We start from the raw sequence: 18,630 nt of genomic DNA on the forward strand, positions 1-18,630 counted from the left end.
ATAATGGCAGAAAAGAAAACTGAAGCACAAGCTAAAATAGATACTAGCAAGCAGGAAAAACTAAAAGAAAAAGTAATCAATCAAAATATAGATGATGAAGTCAAACAAATGCAGCCTGCTGAATTGCGTAAACAACTCAGTAATAAAAATTCTGACTATGTTTTTCGCTTGCAAAAAGAACTTGAAACACAAGGCAAGATGAGTCATGAAGATGCTCAAAAGAAAGTAGATGAGCTTTTGAATGATTTAATAATCGCACAGCGTCATGGTCAACCGGCCAGTACATATTACGGCCTATCACCTAAATTAAAAGCTGCTGATATGTTAAAGCCGAAAAAGCGGAAAGCTTCTGATATTCCGTTTTGGCAATATGCCACAGATAATGCTTTATTTTATGTTGCCCTTTTCTTTGGTCTTTTTGGCTTAATTGGTTTATTCCAAAAGAACAACAAATATAATTCAGAGATGGGTGCATTAACCTTACTGATTGTTGGTGCTGCATTAGGTGTTTTTATGACCAAGTATAATGAGTGGGTTTTACCTAATGGTGGTAAAAATCGTAAAATTCCCTGGTCAAAATTAATTTGGGGCTTCATTTTAATGATGGCATTGCTCTTTATCTGTTTTGGCGTACTGTCTTTGCGGGCATTACAAATTATTAATCCAGTTTTACCAGGAATATATAATTTGATAATTGCTGCGGTGGCATACGGTATTCGCTGGCTTTTCCGCCGTCATTATCAGATCATTGGCTCTGCATTTTCACCAGCTGATAGGAGTAAATAGGTGCTTTTTGTCAAGAAAAGAGCTATACTTAGATAACTATATATTTTAAAGGATAAATAGATTTACTATGAATCTATTTATCCTTTTTAAACTGATACATATAAGAATTAAATAACGTTTTAACAAATTAGAAAGAGGTATTTAATGATTAACACGTTGCGTAAGTCAATCAGGCAGTATAAAAAACTGTCTTTGCTGTCGCCACTCTTTGTCACTGGTGAAGTTATCATTGAAATGTTAATACCATATTTGGTTGGTATTTTAATTGATAATGGCATTATGAAAGGGAACATGCCCTACATTACTAAAAGCGGTATTGTTTTATTGGTGTTTACGGTTCTTTCACTTGTTTTGGGTTCTGGTGCCAGCTATGCCTCTGCTCATGCTGCAGCGGGGTTTGCAGCTAATTTGCGTAAAGACATGTTTTATCACGTGCAAGATTATTCTTTTGAAAATATTGATAATTTTTCTAGTGCCAGTTTGGTTACGAGAATGACGACTGACGTTAATAACGTTCAGATGTCTTATCAAATATTAATTAGAATTGCAGTCAGAGCGCCAATGATGTTATTGGTTTCAATAATCATGTCTGTTATTGTCAGTCCCCAATTATCACTGGTATTTGTAGTGATTGCCCCAGTTTTTGTCATTCTGCTCGGTATCATTATTAAAAGTGCCAGCAAGTATTTTCCTAAGATTTTTAGGGGCTATGACCGCATGAACCAAGTAGTGCGGGAAAACATTCGTGGCATTCGTGAAGTTAAAACCTATGTGCAAGAAGAAGCACAAACAGTTAAATTTAAAAAATCTGCCGGCTTTATCTACAGACTATTTGCAACTGCACAAAAAATCATGTCATTGAACTCACTTGTGGTTATGGCAGTGTTAAATATTTCTAACCTGGCTATTTGCTGGTTTGGGGCCAAAGAAATTGTTGGTGGCAGTTTACAAACTGGTCAGCTTATTTCAATGTTTTCATATTCAAACTCTGTCTTAGGCAGTTTGAATATGTTGGCAATGATCTTTACTCAACTGGTTGTCTCTGCTGCTAGTGGTCACAGAATTGCTGACGTTATCAATGAAAAACCATCAATTGAAAATCCACGCAAACCTTTAAAGCATGTAAACAATGGTGAAGTAATTTTTGATCACGTTAATTTTAAATATGATCCAGATGATAAGAACCTGGCTTTAAACAATATCAATTTAACCATTAAACCGGGTGAGACAATTGGTATTATTGGGAAAACCGGGTCATCAAAATCAACCTTAGTATCAATGATTCCACGGCTTTATGATACGGATTCAGGAGCCGTTCGGGTATCAGGACACAATGTAAAATCATATGATTTAAAAACACTGCGTGACAACGTGGCGATGGTTTTGCAAAATAATGTTCTGTTTTCAGGAACCATTAAGGAGAACCTTAAATGGGGTGACGAAAATGCCACTGATGAAGAAATTATTGCTGCTGCCAAAATTGCTCATGCAGATGATTTTATTCGTGAAATGCCTGACCAGTATGAAACTATGGTTGAACAAGGCGGGGCTAATGTTTCCGGTGGCCAAAAGCAAAGAATTACAATTGCAAGGGCATTGCTAAAGAGGCCTAAGATTTTAATTTTGGATGATTCTACTTCAGCGGTTGATACACAAACTGAGCGTCAAATCCGCGAAGCACTGGTAGAAAATATGCCGGATACCACTAAAATAATTATTTCGCAGAGGATCGTATCCATTAAGGATGCAGACAGAATAATTGTCATGGATGATGGTAAAATTCAGGATATTGGTACGCATGAAGAACTGATGCAGCGCAATGACTTGTACAGCTCGATTGCCAAGTTTCAAGAAGAACAGAAGAAGTAGGTGATTAATTTGAATAAAGCAGTGGAAAAGCAAAATAACCAAATCTCTGGTAAACGTTCTACAATACTGTGGCGTCTGCTTAAATTAGTTGCCAGCACCAGTCCTTGGATGCTTATCAGTTCTACAGTTGCCATAATTCTCACGGCTGCTGCGAATGTTTTAGGTTCCTTGTTTATTGAACGCTTGATAAATACTTACATTATTCCGCTAACCAAAGAGGCCAGACCAGATTTTGGTCCACTTTTGCACGCAATTGCGGTAATGTTTGGCTGTTATGCTATTGGATTCATTTCTAATTATCTTTTTGCAATGTTAATGGCAGTTTTAGCACAAAAAGTCCAATTCAGAGTGCGGATGGAAATGTTTGAGCACATGGAAAAATTGCCAATTTCTTATTTCGATGAAAATGATTATGGCGACATCATGAGCTGTTATACTAACGACATTGATACGTTGCAACAAATGATTTCTCAATCGATTCCACAGTTTATGAACTCAGCTTTAAACCTTATTTTTGTTTTGGGTGCGATGGTGATTTTAAGCTGGCAGCTAACTATTTTTACTTTAGTAGTCTTTGCCCTTTCTATTATCGTTGTCCGCTTTTTAACGATACGTTCAGCTCATTACTTTAAGCTGCAGCAAAAAGAATTAGGACAAGTTAACGGATATAATGAAGAAATGCTTAATGGTCTTAAGGTAATTAAAGTCTTTAGCCATGAGCCTGAAGTTGAGCAAGATTTTAATGCTTATAACGATTCTTTGCAGGTAGCATCTGGCAAGGCTCATACTTACGCCACGATTTTATTTCCAATTATGGGTAACTTGGGCAACTTGCTTTATGTTTTAATTGCAGTTTTAGGTGGTGCGGTAGCCATCAACCATATTGCACCTCTTTCATTAGGGGTTATTGGTGCCTTTCTGCAATTATCAAAACAGTTTGCAATGCCGATAGCTCAGATTTCACAACAGTTAAATTCTATCGTAATGGCTTTAGCCGGTGCGGAAAGAATTTTCGATTTAGAGGATCAGACAGTTGAAGTTGATGATGGTGATGTAACTATCACCAAAGACGAAGATGTAAAGGGTGCTTGGCACTGGAATGTACCGCAAAAAGATGGGTCAGTGAAGAAAGTTACTGTCAATGGTCATATTGTTTTTGATCATGTCAACTTTGGCTATTCGCCTAATAAACAAATTTTGTATGATATTTCGATTGATGCCAAACCGGGTATGAAAGTGGCACTGGTTGGTGAAACCGGAGCGGGTAAAACCACTATTTCCAATATGATTAATCGCTTCTACGAAATTAATTCTGGTACTATAACCTATGACGGTATTCCGATTAATAGAATTAAAAAAGATGATTTAAGGCGGTCATTATCAATAGTATTGCAGGACACACACATGTTTACTGGTACAGTTATGGATAATATCCGCTTTGGTAATACCGAAGCAAGTGATGATGATGTGTATCAAGCAGCGCATTTGTCGCATGCTGATGAATTCATTCATCACTTGGACGAAGGCTACAAAACCATTATCGATGGTAATGGCGGAGACCTGTCTCAGGGTCAAATGCAGCTTCTCAGTATTGCGCGGGCGATGATCGCTGATGAACCAGTCATGATTTTAGATGAGGCAACTTCCAGCATTGATACGCAAACTGAAAAGTTAGTGCAGGCTGGTATGGATAATCTGCTTGCAGGACGTACAAGTTTTGTTATTGCCCACCGTCTTTCCACAATTGTTAACTCGGACTTGATTTTAGTACTTGATCATGGTCATATTATTGAAGCCGGTAACCATGAGCAGCTTCTAAAGCAAAAGGGTTACTACTACGAGTTATATACTGGCAAAAAAGAAATACAGTAATTTTGATAAAATTTTCTCAGCATTATGGTGCTGGGAATTTTTTTGCTTAAAAAGACCTGCAAGCAATAAATACTTACAGAACGCAAGTTTGTGTTATGGTAAGGTTTAAGAAATTAGCTGGGTCTAAAGCTATTAACAAAAATCTTTATGTAATTTAGGATAATTAAAAAATTGTCATAGACAAAAGGAATTACGCAAATGAATCAAATCATCCAAATTTTAAGTGAACGCCGAGGCGATTTAGGGATTGCATTGCTGCAGCATATACAGATATCATTAATTTCACTGCTGATTGCTATGGTAATTGCAATGCCACTAGCTTTTTGGACTGTAAAACATGCCAAAGTAGCAGAATTTTTATTGCAAATTGCCAGTATATTACAAACTATTCCTTCTTTGGCACTTCTGGGTTTGCTAATACCCCTTGTCGGCATAGGAACAGTTCCTGCGGTAATTGCCTTGATAGTGTATGCTTTATTACCTATCTTTCAGAATACCTATTTGGGATTAACAGAAATTGATCCAGCTCTGGAAGAAGCTGCAGATGCGTTCGGCATGTCGCGCATGCAAAAGCTGCTCAAAGTTGAATTACCTTTAGCTATGCCCACAATTATTTCTGGTATTAGGACAGCTTTAGTTTTAATTATCGGGACAGCTACCATGGCAGCATTAATTGGCGCAGGCGGACTTGGTAGTTTTATACTACTGGGAATTGACCGTAATAATACTGCTTTAATAATTATCGGCGCAGTTTGTTCAGGTGCCTTGGCTATTATTTTAAGTGCCTTGATCAAGTGGTTAGAACATGCTTCAGTTAAAACTGCTTTAGGAGTTTTAGCTGTCAGTGTTTTATTTTTGGCAGGCAGTGGTGTTTATGAAACTGTTGCTAATCAAAAAGAGACGATAACTGTTGCTGGTAAGCTAGGCTCTGAACCCGAAATTTTGATTAATATGTACAAAGAATTAATTGAACAGGGTGATGCGCACGTTCAAGTGACGTTGAAACCTAATTTTGGTAAGACTACTTTTCTCTTTAGTGCATTAAAAAACGGTAAGATCGATATTTATCCGGAATTTACGGGTACTATTTTAGAGACTTTTGCTAAAACTCCGGTAAAAACGACGGGTTTATCTGAAAAAGAAACTTATGCTAAAGCTAAAGAATTAGTGAATAAGCAGGATAAACTTACTTTACTTAGACCAATGGCCTACGATAACACTTATGCTTTGGCTGTCAAAACCTCTTTTAAAAACAAAAATCATTTAAAGAAAATCAGTGATTTGGCTAATATTACTAATCAGTTAAAGGGTGGTATGACTTTAGAATTTATTGACCGTGGAGATGGTTTTAAAGGAATTAAGAAACTATACAAAATTGATTTCCCAGTTAAATCAATGGAGCCGGCTCTGCGCTATCAAGCAATAGACCAAAATAAGGTTAACATCGTTGATGCCTATTCAACTGACAGTGAATTGCGGCAGTATCACTTAAGTATTTTAAAAGATGACAAACATAACTTCCCTATTTATCAGGGTGCTCCTTTAATGAGTAACGACTTTGCACGTCGGCATCCCCAAGTGGTACACAGTTTAAATAAATTAGCCGGCAAGATCACTGAAAAGCAAATGCAGGAAATGAATTATGAGGTCAATATCAAAAATATGGATCCAGGCCAAGTGGCGCATCATTATTTAGTAAAACAGCATTTACTTAAGGAGAAATAAGATGGCTTCAGCAATTAAATTTGAACATGTACAAAAAACTTTTGCCGGTAAAATAGTAGTAAACGATCTTAATCTTGATATTCAACAAGGTGAACTTTTTGTCCTAGTTGGCAACTCCGGTAGTGGGAAAACAACATCTGTTAAAATGATTAACCGTTTGGAAGACCCAAATTCTGGCCAGGTTTTAATTAATGAACGGCCTACTACAGAATACGATGTGCAAAAATTGCGCTGGCAAATTGGTTATGTGTTGCAACAAATCGCTCTTTTTCCGAATATGACCGTTGCCCAAAATATTACTCTCATTCCAGAAATTCAAGGGGTAAACGATAATCTGGAAAAATTGGCAGCCCAACTGCTGCAAAAAGTGGGTCTCAATCCGCAAGAATACGCTCAACGTTATCCCCAGGAACTGTCTGGTGGTGAACAACAAAGAATTGGCATTTTAAGGGCTATTGCATCAAAGCCTCCTATCGTGTTGATGGATGAACCTTTTAGTGCACTTGATCCACTTTCTCGAGCAAATTTACAAGAACTAGTTGTTGACTTGCATAAGCAACTGCATAATACTATTTTGTTTGTGACGCATGATATGAACGAGGCACTCCATTTAGCTGATAGAATTGGTATTATGAAGGATGGCCAATTGCTGCAGGTTGATCAGCCAGAAGAAATTTTACGGCATCCGGCTAATAACTTTGTCCGAGACTTTTTCAGAGGCAGCATAGGCAGCAACCTATATGAAACAACTTTGAAGCAAGCAGCTTTATTGACTAAATTTAAACGGGCTGAATCTGGCTCACGGGCGGCAATGCCGTTAATTAATGTCGAGGACACAATTGCTAAATTGTTAACTCTTTTAAGTGAGCAAAATGAAGTGCTGGTACAAAATGCCAGTGGGGACTTTTTAGGCCTTGTTGATCGGCAATGGCTGGTTACATATCTGAATAATATTAATAGTTTAAAGTAGAAACTAAGCTGGAAAATCCGGCTTTTTTAATAAAACAATAAAGTTATGCTTGAATATTAGTAGTTTGTTACAAAATTGTCTAAAATATTAGACATAGATTCTGCTACACTATATTTAGTAGAATATAAAAATAAAACGAATATAATCAATAAGTAAAAAGAAGGGAAATTAGCCCTATGAAAATTTTAGTTGTTGACGACGATAAAGAAATCGTCGAACTGTTAAGTATTTATCTTAAAAATGAAGGGTATACCCCAGTCGTTGCCTACAGCGGCAAAGAAGCAATTACAAAATTAACTACCACTCCTGATATTGCATTAATGATTTTAGATGTCATGATGCCTAATATGAGTGGAATTGATGTTATTAAGGAAGTTCGTAAGGATTCAGACATTCCTATTATTATTGTGTCTGCCAAAACTGGTGACATGGACAAAATCCAGGGTTTGATTACGGGGGCTGATGACTATGTGTCAAAGCCGTTTAATCCATTAGAGGTAATGGCACGGGTTCGTTCACTGTTACGTCGCAGTCAAAAGCAGGTCAAAGATGATGAACCTGACATTCTTGAGGTTGGGCCGCTTATTATTAACCGTGATTCACATGAAGTAAAAACGATTGATGGCAAAGATATTCAGTTAACTGCTTTGGAATTCGGTATTCTGTATCTTCTCGCCAGTCACCCTAATCGCGTGTTTTCTGCAGATGAAATTTTTGAACGAGTTTGGCAACAGGAATCGATAGTTTCTGCCAAAACCGTTATGGTGCATGTTTCCCACTTGCGTGACAAGATTCAAACGGCTACAGGCGGCGAAGATGTTATTCAAACAGTTTGGGGTGTAGGCTATAAAGTTGAGGCTTAGCTAGATGAAAAAAGAAAGAGTCAAGCTGACAGCTGCTGAAAAAAGCGAGTTGTTTGCTGAAGGCGTTATAACGGTGATCTTGCTGTTATTGTTAAACCTATCGGTGATTATTTTAATCAACTTGACAATTTTACAAAATAAAAACCTGGTTAACGGTATTTATTTTTTAAAAAGAACCATTACTTTTGCTGGTGGACGTCACTTGTGGTCTTGGCAAAATACCTTTATCGTTTTTATGGGTATTGGTGATTTGATCGTGCTTTATTGGCGCTTAATTCGGCGTTATCATCAAATGCAGTTAAGACACGTTATTTCTGAATTGCATTATATTGCCAAAGGACATTTTGATCATACAATTTCTTTTAAGGTTAAAACAGACCTGCAGAAAGTAATTGATTCGATTAACTCATTAGTGGATAGTACGGTCACCGCAATTAATGAAGAAAAGGCGATTGAAAAGTCTAAAGATGAACTAATTAGTAATGTTTCTCATGATATCAGAACGCCTTTAACCTCTGTTATCGGTTATTTAGGTTTGCTTAAATCGGGGGTGTCGGATCCAGCAGATCAACAAAAATATCTTAATATCGCATATATGAAAGCAGAACAAATGAAGTCATTAGCTCATGATCTGCTTGAGTATACAACGTTAAAATCAACTAGTACCAAACTAAACTTGTCCTCTTTACATATTTTTTCTATGTTAGAGCAGGTGGCAGCAGGTTTTGAATTTGAGGGTCAGGAAAAAGGGATAGTATTTAACATAGAAGCAAGACCCAAAGATTTAACAATTCAAGCTGATGCAGAAAAGCTGGTACGTGTATACAATAATCTCATCACTAACGCACTTAAATATGGTACAGGGGCAACGCAAATTAATTTAATTGCCAATTTGGTTAACAACAATGAAGTAGAACTGCGGGTAGAAAATAATGGTGCCCAAATTCCTGAAGAGTCGCTAAAGAAAATATTTGAACGGTTTTACAGAGTTGAAGGTTCTCGCAATACTAAAACAGGTGGTACTGGATTAGGTCTGTCAATTACCAAAAGCATTGTTGATCTTCATCACGGCAAGATTCGTTGTGAATCTGATAAAGATTGGACCCGTTTCATTATTTGTCTGCCTTTGAACCTAAAGAGTGAAAAAACTCCAGCATAGCTGTGGTATAATTTTGACTGAGATAATAAATAGAGGAGTATAGCATGAGTATTTCTTTAAATACCTGTATTTTAATTTTAAAAGAGCACCATCTGCTTAAATCGAGTGCTGTTCAGGACACCGTCCCGTCAAAAATGGAATATGTGTCATATGATTCACGGGATGTTCAAACCAATACACTGTTCTTTTGTAAAGGTGCTGGGTTTCGTCCTACATTTTTGTCAATGGCCAAAGCAAATGGTGCCAACTGTTATGTAGCAGAGCAACCATATCCAGAAGGCAAGGGAATGCATGCACTGATTGTGCGCAATGTTTCTAAGGCAATGGCTCTATTATCTGCAGCCTTTTTCCGCTTTCCTCAAGATGATTTATATTTAATTGCTATTACTGGTACTAAAGGTAAAACCACTACTGCTTATTTTCTAAAAGGAATGCTGGATCAAGTCAATGGTGGTAAAACTGCACTGATTTCTTCTGTCAACACAGTTGTAGGCCAGAAAAAAGATGATACTTTTAAATCCAGCTTAACCACACCAGAATCCCTTGACTTGTTCCGTGACATGCGAACAGCTGTGGATAACGGCATGACGCACATGGTGATGGAAGTTTCCAGCCAGGCATATAAGAAAAACAGGGTGTTTGGACTAACTTATGACTTAGGCTTTTTCTTAAACATTACGCCTGACCATATTGGCCCTAATGAGCATCCTAACTTTGCTGATTATTTGCATTGCAAACTGCAATTATTAGTTAATGCGCGCAAGTGTATTATTAACGCTCAGACTGACCACTTTGACGAAGTTTATGCTGCTGCTACGACTACTACTGATCCAGACAGTATCTACTTATTTGCTGCTGAAAAATTTACTAATCCTAACTTAAAACAGACCATTGATTTTCGTTTTGCAACCGAGGAACTTGATATGGCTCAGACTAAATTCCAGGTATTATGTGTTAGTGATAAAGCTAAGCAACTTAAAATAGCCGGTGATTACCAGTTAAAAATGCTGGGTGATTTTAACGAATCAAACGGTACGGCTGCAGTAATTGGAGCCGGACTGGCCGGAATGGATCATGACGATGCTGCTAAAGGAATTGGTCAAGTAACTGTTCCGGGACGGATGCAGACAGAAGTGACCAAAGACCATGGTGTAGTGGTTGTAGATTATGCACATAACGAAGCTTCCATGATGGCACTTATGGGCTTTATGCAGCGCGAATTTAATAATCCCAAAATTATTGTGGTTGTAGGAGCTCCTGGCGATAAAGGAATTTCTCGCCGTCCTGGTTTTAGCCACAGTTTAAATGCCTATGCTGATAAAGCCTATTTGACTACTGATGATCCGGGATTTGAAGATCCAAAAGAAATTGCCCAGGAGATTGATGCCGGCATTGATCATTCTAAAGTTGATGTGACAATAGAACTGGATCGTAAAAAGGCCATATATGATGCTATTAATATGTCAAATAAAGGAGATATTGTTCTAATCTGTGGTAAAGGTGAGGACGGTTTTCAAAAAGTGCGCGGCGTAGATACACCTTATCCCTCTGATATTACAGTTGCACAACAAGCAATTGATGAACTTGAAGGACAAAAAGAACACTTTAGAAGTTAGAAACGCAGGTATTAATGAAACATTTTTTTAGTATTATTGGCGGTATGGGTACTATTGCAACAGAGAGCTTTGTTCGCATGATTAATCACCGCATCAAAATTACTAAAGATCAGGACTATTTAAATTATATTTTGGTTAATGATGCCCAAGTTCCTGATCGCACGGCTTATATCAAAGATCATAGCAAACCTAATTTTTTCACTGCTTTGCGTGAGGATGTGCTCCAACAAGCCCAGCTAAAACCGGATTTTTTTGTAATGCCGTGTAATACAGCTCACTATTGTTATGATGATCTGGTAAAGCTAACAGACATTCCTTTTTTGCATATGATGCGCATTGCCGTGCATAAATTTATAACTGATTATCCAGAAGAGAAAAAGATAGGTCTAATTGCTACCGAAGGGTCAATTTATGACCATCTGTACGAAGACGAAATTAAGCAGGTAGGTCGTGAAGTAGAGCTGGGTGGTCCTGAGATTCAACCAATGGTTACTGAGCTGATTTATTCCAACATTAAGGAAAAAGGCGTGGTGAATGGTGAACTTTACCACCGCATATTACGCACAATGCATGAGCAATATGGTTGTAATGTAATTCTACTAGGCTGCACAGAATTGTCGCTAGCTCAGGAAAAAGCGCCAGATCATCCCTATAATGTCATTGATCCCCAGGTGATCATGGCTGATGTGGCAATTGAATTAGAACTAAAAATTCGTGCAGGAATGGATCCGAAAACAGCCATAGAGAAATATATGTATTAATAAAATGTAAGTTTTACATATTAAATTAAAATAGACTAGTAATCAATTTGATTGTTAGTCTATTTATTTTTCTTAAAAAGGGTATTGACAATGTTGCCATCAGGTAGTAGTGTATTAGAAAAGTAATACAGTTAAAAACAGGGAGACCCAAAATGCTATACCTTTTATATATATTTATTGGCATACTGATAATTGTGACTACTAATTTAGCAGTGACAGTAATTTTTAGTATTAGAGACGCTTATCGCAATCATCTTAAAGATCATTTGTCATTTGGCACTGCTTTTAGAAAATATTTTGGTAAAAACAATAATATCCCTCTCCATTTGTCTGATTGGAAGTTTTAAGGAATAATTTTGATTAAGTTTAAGCTTATCATGTATATAATTATATAAAACAATAAATTGCTATTGCCGATAGGGCATAACTATATTATACTAAAAATAGTTGAATACGGTTTCTTCGGGGCAGGGTGTAATTCCTTACCGACGGTGACAATTGATAATTGAAGTCCGTGACCCGCGTTTTGCGGTGGAACTAGTGCAAGTCTAGTACCGACAGTTAAAGTCTGGATGGGAGAAGAACAAACAAGATTAAACAGAAAACTCGCGTCGTTATTAAACTTCGCTGAAATCTTATTTGATGAATATAAAATAAGCCTCGTTGATGGAATCAACGAGGTTTTTTAATGCTTAGGAAGTGAAATTAGTGCAGGATAAGGATTATATGCAAATGGCAGCCCAAGAAGCTGTGAAAGCAGAAGGGATGACTTGGACAAATCCCTTAGTTGGTGCGGTTTTAGTTAAAGATGATCAGGTTTTAGCAACTGGCTACCACCATCAATTTGGCAGAGAACATGCGGAAGTGAATACGCTGTCGCACTTAGCCGATCCTAAAGAGGCGCAAGGAGCAACTTTGTATGTCACTTTAGAGCCTTGCAGTCATTATGGCAAACAGCCACCTTGTTGCAAAAAAGTAGCCGAAGCTGGAATCAAAAGAGTAGTTATCGGTCAGGTTGATCCTCATCAAATTGTAGCAGGTAAGGGCATTAAATATTTAGAAAGTCATGGCGTTCAGACTGAAGTCATTGGTGGCACTGAAAATTTAAATGTTGCGTATAACTTTTTTTATCAACAAAAGAGACCTTTTGTGACACTTAAATATGCGATGTCTATTGATGGCAAAATTAATGCTGCGGGCAAAAGGAGAACACTGTTGACTGGGGATGCGGCTCAAGTGGATGTACAAAAATTGCGCCTGCAAAATCAAGCCATTTTAATTGGTGCAAACACATTACGCATCGACAATCCGCTGTTAACTGTCAGAATAAAAAACTTACCACATCCACCTATTAGGATTGTGTTAACTAAGGATGCCAATCGGTTGGACTTTACCAGTCAAATGTTTAAGACTCGCGGTCAAATTTGGTTACTGAGTGAAACAAATTTAACTCAAAAGGTTAGAGAAAATGTGTGTTGCTATACTGCTAGCAAATGGACACCTGCAAAAGTAGTACAGCTGCTAGCTGAACATGAAATTCAATCGCTGTTAGTTGAGGGCGGCAGCAATATACAAGCTCAGTTTGTAGCAGCAGATTTAGTAGATGAAATTGTGGCATATGTTGCACCTATCGTTTTGGGTGGCACTGCCCTTCCAGCCGTGTTCGGACAGGCTTTAACAGAAATAAGTCACTACCAATTATTGGATGTTAAAAGTTTAAACCAAGATGTAAGAATTCGCGTGAGGAGAAAAGAATGTTTACAGGAATAATTCAAACAACAGGTACGATTACCCGTTTGGAAATTAGTGAGCAACATGCAAGACTAGGTATTTGTGCGCCAAAATTGATGCAAAAAGATTTGCCATTAGGAGCAAGTATCGCTGTTAATGGTATTTGTTTGACTGTTACCGATTGGAGCGATAATGACTTTGCAGTTGATGTAATGCCAGAAACAATGAAAAGAACTAATCTAGGCAATTTGCAAAAAGGCAGTTTAGTTAATTTGGAACCCTCACTATCACTGAACGGCAAACTTGATGGCCATATTGTTGCAGGACACATTGATACAACAGCCGAGCTCGTAAAACGAGTTGAAAATGAAAATTCTATTGAATTGGAATTCGCAGTGCCACATAAGTATGATCCCTTTATTGTTGAAAAAGGATCAATTGCTATTGACGGCATCAGTTTAACCGTCACGATGGCAGCAAATGATCATTTTGGCGTAAGTTTAATCCCTTATACCATCCAAAATACTACTTTAGCTCACTATCAAGTAGGCGATAAAGCAAATATTGAAGTGGATATGATTGGCCGCTATGCAGTTAAGCAGATTCAGGCTTGGAAAAAGGAATTTTAATGGAGGAAAAAATGACAGAAAAATTGAATGAAAAAATGCATAAAGTATTGCAGCATATGCTAAAAGGCGGATTAGTTATTGTCGCTGATTCACCGCAACGCGAGTCTGAAGGGGATATGATTGGTTTAGCAGAAAAAGTCACGCCACAGGCGGTTAACATGATGATCACTAAGGCTCGCGGATTATTATGCGTGCCGATGAGCAAAGCTTATGCCGATCGTTTGCAGTTGAAACCAATTGAAACTGGTTCGAATGATACTTTTGGCACAGCTTTTACTCTTAGTGTTGATTCCACTGAGACCACAACAGGAATTTCAGCTTTTGATCGGGCAAAGACTATTAAAAAATTGGCAGATCCTAATAGCCAATGGGCTGATTTTTACCATCCTGGACATGTTTTTCCGTTAGTAGCTAAAGAAGGTGGCGTGCTGGAGCGGACTGGTCATACGGAAGCAGCCTTAGATTTGGCAAGACTAGCTGGCGTTGCTCCTGTTGGCTTTATCTGTGAGTGTATTAAAAAAGATGGGACGATGGCCAGACGTAAAGATTTGAAAGCTTTAGCAGAAGGACTAGGCATTCCTTATTTGACCATTGAGGAGTTAATTGAGTACCGTAAAAATCAGGAAAACAAAGATTTGAGGATTGAATCTTTTACTAAGGTCGATTTTCCTACCAAGTACGGTCATTTCCAGCTTGAAGGGTTTAGAGATACCAAGCATCCCGAAAAGCAACCTACTTTGTTAATTAGCAAAGGCGAAATTAAAAAAGGTGAGCCCCTTTTATTGCGGCTTCACAGTGAATGCTTAACGGGAGATGTGTTTGGTTCTAAGCGTTGTGATTGTGGCGCTCAACTTGCAGAAGCACTAACTAAAATTGAAGAAAATGGTTCAGGAGCGGTTTTATACTTGCGTCAAGAAGGTCGGGGAATTGGTCTGGAAAACAAGTTACGAGCCTATAAATTGCAAGATGAGGGTATGAATACGGTAGAAGCTAACCAGCATCTAGGCTTGCCGGTTGATGCTCGTCGCTACAATGTCGCTGCTGAAATTTTAAGACAAAAGGGCGTTAACGAAGTTAAATTAATGACTAATAACCCGGATAAAGTAGCGCAATTAGAAAACTATGGCATTAAAGTTACTGAACGCATTCCAGTTGAAGTGGGCATGACTGAAGAAAATAAAAAATATTTGGCAACTAAAAAACATGAAATGAATCATATTTTAAATGAGGTGGATTAATTATGAAAGAAATTAACGGAAACATTGCTCAAGGACAAGATAAAAAGATTGGGATTGTTGTTGCTCAGTTTAATGGTGTGGTCACAGACCGTTTGCTTTCTGGAGCAGTGTCACAATTAAAAAAATCGGGCGTGAAAGATGAAAATATTGTGATTGTGAGAGTACCTGGAGCCTTCGAAATTGCTCGTACCGTCAACTGCTTGGCAAAGAGTGGCAAAGTCGATGGCATCATTGCACTCGGAGCAGTAATTCGGGGCGAAACTGCTCACTTTACCTATGTTTGTGAAGGCACTACGTCGCAGCTGGCAGCAGCATCAGCAAATGGCACAGTACCAGTGATGTTTGGCGTGTTAATGACTGATACGGTGGCACAAGCTACGGATCGTGCCGGTGGTAAATCGGGCAATAAAGGTGCAGAATGTGCCACGGATGTACTAGAGGTTTTAAATATAGAAGAACAAATTAAACAATTATAATTTAATTAAGTGCATCATCGCTATTGGGCGCCACTAATAACGAAAAAAGCCATCTCTAGAAATAGAGGTGGTTTTTTATACCTTCACTTCAATGCTTTTAATTAATCTCTTCTAAGCGGTACCGCTGCACATTATTGCCTAGAAGTATAAAAACAAGTAAAAGGGCAATTCCAGCAGCAAGTAAAGTAAGAGCTGGTTGGTGGCAAGCATTGGCAATTGCAGATACTCCGACAGTAAAAAAGATATTCAAGAGAGCACTCCCCAACTGCAAAAAACTTGATTGCGAAGACTGGACCTCTTTACCGGTTCTTTTAATTCTGGTTTTATTGCACCAATTAGCGATTGGTAAAGTTTCGCCATATATTAGTACGGTAATACCGCTCATAGTAACGATTGTTTGGTTTAAAAAGAAAATTCCTAAAGCCAGGGTGGTAATAAATACTAAAGTACTAAGTAGCCAAAATGTATTATCAAAGCGAATAAGAATAGCACCTAAGAAAAGTCCGCTGACTACTGCAATTAGTAGCCAGTAAACGTGACTGTAATTAGGATCAATCGCTTTCCAGAAATAGATCAGCAACCCGTTAAATACTGCTTGGAGAGCACTAGTGAAGATGGCGACAATAATTGAGGCGCGTAAGCCTTTGCTAGCAGTTATGTTGTGCCAAACTGTCATGAGATGAGTTAAGGTTTTAAAACCATTTTGGCTTTTAGTAAAGTGCCTTTGGTGTAAAGCAACAGAGAGAAAGATATTTATAAAAAAGCCGCCACTTGCTACTAAGAGAAAAGACAAATAGTTGCGGGTAGTAAAAATTAAAACTGCCATCACTGCCACACTGGCAATATTACCAATAAGTCCGGCAATGGAATTAAGGTTAATAGTTCGCTCCAGTGCATTATCAGTCAAAAGTGACTTTAAATTCCCAGTGAAAGATAACCCTTCTACTAAGCTAAACATTGTTATACAAAGGTCAACCATAATGTATAAAGGTACAAAGTATTTTTGCGGGAAAGTAAAGGGTAGTAATAAAAATAAACTTAGTAAAATGTACATCTGGATAAGCATGCGCCTCTTGTCAGTGTTATCGAGCTTGGAACCGATAAATAAAACACTCACAATAAGTGCTAACGAACTGATACTCGAAATTAAGCCGTTAATAATGATATTATCTGAATATTCACGGATAATTAGTGAACCGCCAATTCCAACCAAGATGCTGCTAAAATTCGTCAAAAAATTGATTAAAGGTAATAATATTTGATTACGGCTGAGAAAGTTATTATTATTCAATTTTGCCACGCCTTTCGTTTGATTTAACGAAAAGCGTAACATGTAGCAATTTAGCAGACATCAAAAGTAACACAAAAGACCGTTTTGTTTGCGTAAAACGGTCTTTTTTAATATACAAAATCTAATTTACATTCTGTTCTTCGAAAAATGCTTATTCATCTCTGAAACTATCTAAAATAACTTTCGTATGTTTACTTAGTCTTTTTATAAATCGCTCTTTTAAGTCATTATTAGTGATCACTCCTGTAACATTTTTCCAATCAGTAATTTCATAAAGACTTTTTCTTTCGAATTTTGTTGAATCTGCTAAAATATAACTCTTTTCACTATGCAAAATCATTTTTCTTTCAATTGCAGAATCAGAATATGAAGGTGTAGTTGGCCCAAAAAAGCCATGAAATCCGTCACTACCGATGAAAGAAATATCAACATTAATTTGGTCAAGCGCTTCTTCTGTCCAACTCCCGTAAACTGAAGAGCTTTTTGGACGCAGCTTTCCACCCAAGAAATATATTTCATTATTTGAAGATTGCAAATAACTGACTGCAGGTATTAAATCAGTAATTATTTTTAAATTGTTTCTTAAGACTAGCAATTTTGCTAACTCATAAACTGTACTCCCAGTACCTAAAATAATACTAGCTCCATTTGGTATTAAACTTAAAGCCTTTTTGGCAATACTTTGTTTCCTATCAATGTTTTCTTCTCTTTTTAATGTAAAAGGATTTTCAATAGAATTCTGATTTGAAATTGCCCCACCGTGACTTTTTACAAGTTGGTCTTTTTCTGCTAAATAATTCAGATCTTTTCTGATAGTTTCATATGACACGTTAAATTTTTGAGACAAATCATGAACTGTAACGGTTCCATTTTTTAGCACCTCTTCAAGAATTTTCTTTCGTCTTTCTTCCATAATTGCCATTTCATTCACCATTTCCTAATAAAAATGTAGTTTCCATTTATTTTACACCAAGACTTAGTTAAATGAATATTCTGTACAGCAAATTGGCTTTTATTGGCATTTAGTTAAAAATTACTATTGACTACAACTAAAACCAATTATATAATTGGTTTTAGTTGGAAATGTAAATATATTAAAGGAGGAATTATTTTGAACAAAAAGATAGCGATTGCGTGTGACAATGTTGGATTCGAAAGAAAAGAAGAGATCAAAAAATACTTGATTGAACAAAAAGGCTATGAAGTTGTCTTTGATCCTGTGAAAAAGAAAGAAGATGGTATTCATACTTATGCCAAATTAGCTGATGAAATGGCTGAATTTATACAAAGAGATAAGTGTAGATTAGGTATTTATATTTGTGGAACTGGTATCGGTTTCACAATGCAGGCAAATAAGCACTGGGGAATTCGGGCTACGGCAGTAACCAATCCTTATTCAGCTAGAAGAGCAAGACTGAGCCAAAACGCACAAATTATTGGTTTAGGGGTCAGAGTTAATGGCCTTCCTTATATGGAGATGGTTCTTGATGCTTGGTTAGATGAACCTTTTGACTTTGATAAGGCACGCGAAAATTCTAAGGTAAATTTACTTGAAGCTAGGGCAGATGATGATCGCTTTCTTAAAAAGCCGGATTTTGTCGCGTGGAACATGGGCTTTGAAAGAGAAAGCTAGAGGTAATAAAT

The 18,630-nt window shown here is 37.3% G+C and carries 17 protein-coding genes and 1 riboswitch; of the genes, 15 read left to right on the forward strand and 2 right to left on the reverse strand.

Annotation, left to right across the window (positions count from 1 at the left end; genetic code table 11):
- Positions 1 to 3: 3 nt before the first annotated feature.
- The 14 genes from H3U49_RS05680 (at position 4) to ribH (ending at position 15,695) form a co-directional block, all read left to right on the forward strand.
- Positions 4 to 786 carry a DUF1129 family protein gene (locus H3U49_RS05680; protein WP_198180356.1) on the forward strand — a complete coding sequence of 261 codons (783 nt, stop codon included), beginning with the start codon at positions 4 to 6 and terminating at the stop codon, positions 784 to 786.
- Positions 787 to 930: 144 nt separating this feature from the next.
- A complete protein-coding gene (locus H3U49_RS05685) occupies positions 931 to 2,655 on the forward strand; it encodes an ABC transporter ATP-binding protein (protein WP_198180358.1) in 1,725 nt (574 codons plus the stop codon).
- A complete protein-coding gene (locus tag H3U49_RS05690; protein ID WP_370466830.1) occupies positions 2,656 to 4,527 on the forward strand; it encodes an ABC transporter ATP-binding protein in 1,872 nt (623 codons plus the stop codon).
- A 198-nt stretch (positions 4,528 to 4,725) separates the two neighbouring features.
- Positions 4,726 to 6,252, forward strand: a complete 1,527-nt coding sequence (locus tag H3U49_RS05695) for an ABC transporter permease/substrate-binding protein (protein ID WP_198180360.1) — start codon at positions 4,726 to 4,728, stop codon at positions 6,250 to 6,252.
- Position 6,253: 1 nt separating this feature from the next.
- A complete protein-coding gene (locus H3U49_RS05700) occupies positions 6,254 to 7,222 on the forward strand; it encodes an ABC transporter ATP-binding protein (RefSeq protein WP_198180362.1) in 969 nt (322 codons plus the stop codon).
- A 176-nt stretch (positions 7,223 to 7,398) separates the two neighbouring features.
- The gene (locus tag H3U49_RS05705) at positions 7,399 to 8,085 is read left to right on the forward strand and encodes a response regulator transcription factor (RefSeq protein ID WP_034978891.1); all 687 of its coding nucleotides are present in this window, start codon (positions 7,399 to 7,401) and stop codon (positions 8,083 to 8,085) included.
- Positions 8,086 to 8,089: 4 nt separating this feature from the next.
- Positions 8,090 to 9,244 carry a cell wall metabolism sensor histidine kinase WalK gene (locus H3U49_RS05710; protein ID WP_198180364.1) on the forward strand — a complete coding sequence of 385 codons (1,155 nt, stop codon included), beginning with the start codon at positions 8,090 to 8,092 and terminating at the stop codon, positions 9,242 to 9,244.
- Positions 9,245 to 9,288: 44 nt separating this feature from the next.
- Positions 9,289 to 10,860, forward strand: a complete 1,572-nt coding sequence (locus tag H3U49_RS05715; RefSeq protein WP_198180366.1) for a UDP-N-acetylmuramoyl-L-alanyl-D-glutamate--2,6-diaminopimelate ligase — start codon at positions 9,289 to 9,291, stop codon at positions 10,858 to 10,860.
- A gap of 14 nt (positions 10,861 to 10,874) precedes the next feature.
- Positions 10,875 to 11,621 carry an aspartate/glutamate racemase family protein gene (locus H3U49_RS05720; RefSeq protein ID WP_198180368.1) on the forward strand — a complete coding sequence of 249 codons (747 nt, stop codon included), beginning with the start codon at positions 10,875 to 10,877 and terminating at the stop codon, positions 11,619 to 11,621.
- A 152-nt stretch (positions 11,622 to 11,773) separates the two neighbouring features.
- Positions 11,774 to 11,968 carry a hypothetical protein gene (locus H3U49_RS05725; protein ID WP_198180370.1) on the forward strand — a complete coding sequence of 65 codons (195 nt, stop codon included), beginning with the start codon at positions 11,774 to 11,776 and terminating at the stop codon, positions 11,966 to 11,968.
- 107 nt (positions 11,969 to 12,075) lie between these two features.
- A riboswitch (FMN riboswitch) is annotated at positions 12,076 to 12,209 on the forward strand.
- Between the two features lie 120 nt (positions 12,210 to 12,329).
- Positions 12,330 to 13,391 carry a bifunctional diaminohydroxyphosphoribosylaminopyrimidine deaminase/5-amino-6-(5-phosphoribosylamino)uracil reductase RibD gene (gene ribD / locus H3U49_RS05730; RefSeq protein WP_338207171.1) on the forward strand — a complete coding sequence of 354 codons (1,062 nt, stop codon included), beginning with the start codon at positions 12,330 to 12,332 and terminating at the stop codon, positions 13,389 to 13,391.
- Positions 13,376 to 13,981 (forward strand): riboflavin synthase, encoded by a 606-nt coding sequence (gene ribE, locus H3U49_RS05735; RefSeq protein WP_198180372.1) that lies wholly within the window; start codon positions 13,376 to 13,378, stop codon positions 13,979 to 13,981. Before ribD ends, ribE begins: the two co-directional genes overlap by 16 nt.
- An 11-nt stretch (positions 13,982 to 13,992) precedes the next feature.
- On the forward strand, positions 13,993 to 15,219 hold the full coding sequence (gene ribA / locus H3U49_RS05740; RefSeq protein ID WP_305067090.1) for a GTP cyclohydrolase II: 1,227 nt from the start codon (positions 13,993 to 13,995) through the stop codon (positions 15,217 to 15,219).
- A gap of 2 nt (positions 15,220 to 15,221) precedes the next feature.
- Positions 15,222 to 15,695, forward strand: a complete 474-nt coding sequence (gene ribH, locus H3U49_RS05745) for a 6,7-dimethyl-8-ribityllumazine synthase (protein WP_034978883.1) — start codon at positions 15,222 to 15,224, stop codon at positions 15,693 to 15,695.
- 97 nt (positions 15,696 to 15,792) lie between these two features.
- Here ribH and H3U49_RS05750 read toward each other — a convergent pair whose 3' ends face one another.
- Entirely contained in the window at positions 15,793 to 16,986 is a 1,194-nt protein-coding gene (locus H3U49_RS05750) for a hypothetical protein (RefSeq protein ID WP_198180374.1), read from the reverse strand.
- A gap of 151 nt (positions 16,987 to 17,137) precedes the next feature.
- Positions 17,138 to 17,908 carry a DeoR/GlpR family DNA-binding transcription regulator gene (locus H3U49_RS05755; protein ID WP_198180376.1) on the reverse strand — a complete coding sequence of 257 codons (771 nt, stop codon included), beginning with the start codon at positions 17,906 to 17,908 and terminating at the stop codon, positions 17,138 to 17,140.
- Positions 17,909 to 18,097: 189 nt separating this feature from the next.
- Here H3U49_RS05755 and H3U49_RS05760 point away from each other — a divergent pair, with 189 nt between their 5' ends.
- On the forward strand, positions 18,098 to 18,619 hold the full coding sequence (locus H3U49_RS05760) for an RpiB/LacA/LacB family sugar-phosphate isomerase (protein WP_198180378.1): 522 nt from the start codon (positions 18,098 to 18,100) through the stop codon (positions 18,617 to 18,619).
- Positions 18,620 to 18,630 lie beyond the last annotated feature (11 nt).

Origin of the sequence: Lactobacillus sp. W8174 (genome assembly GCF_016100975.1) — a bacterium.
GTDB classification, from domain to species: Bacteria; Bacillota; Bacilli; order Lactobacillales; family Lactobacillaceae; genus Lactobacillus; species Lactobacillus juensis.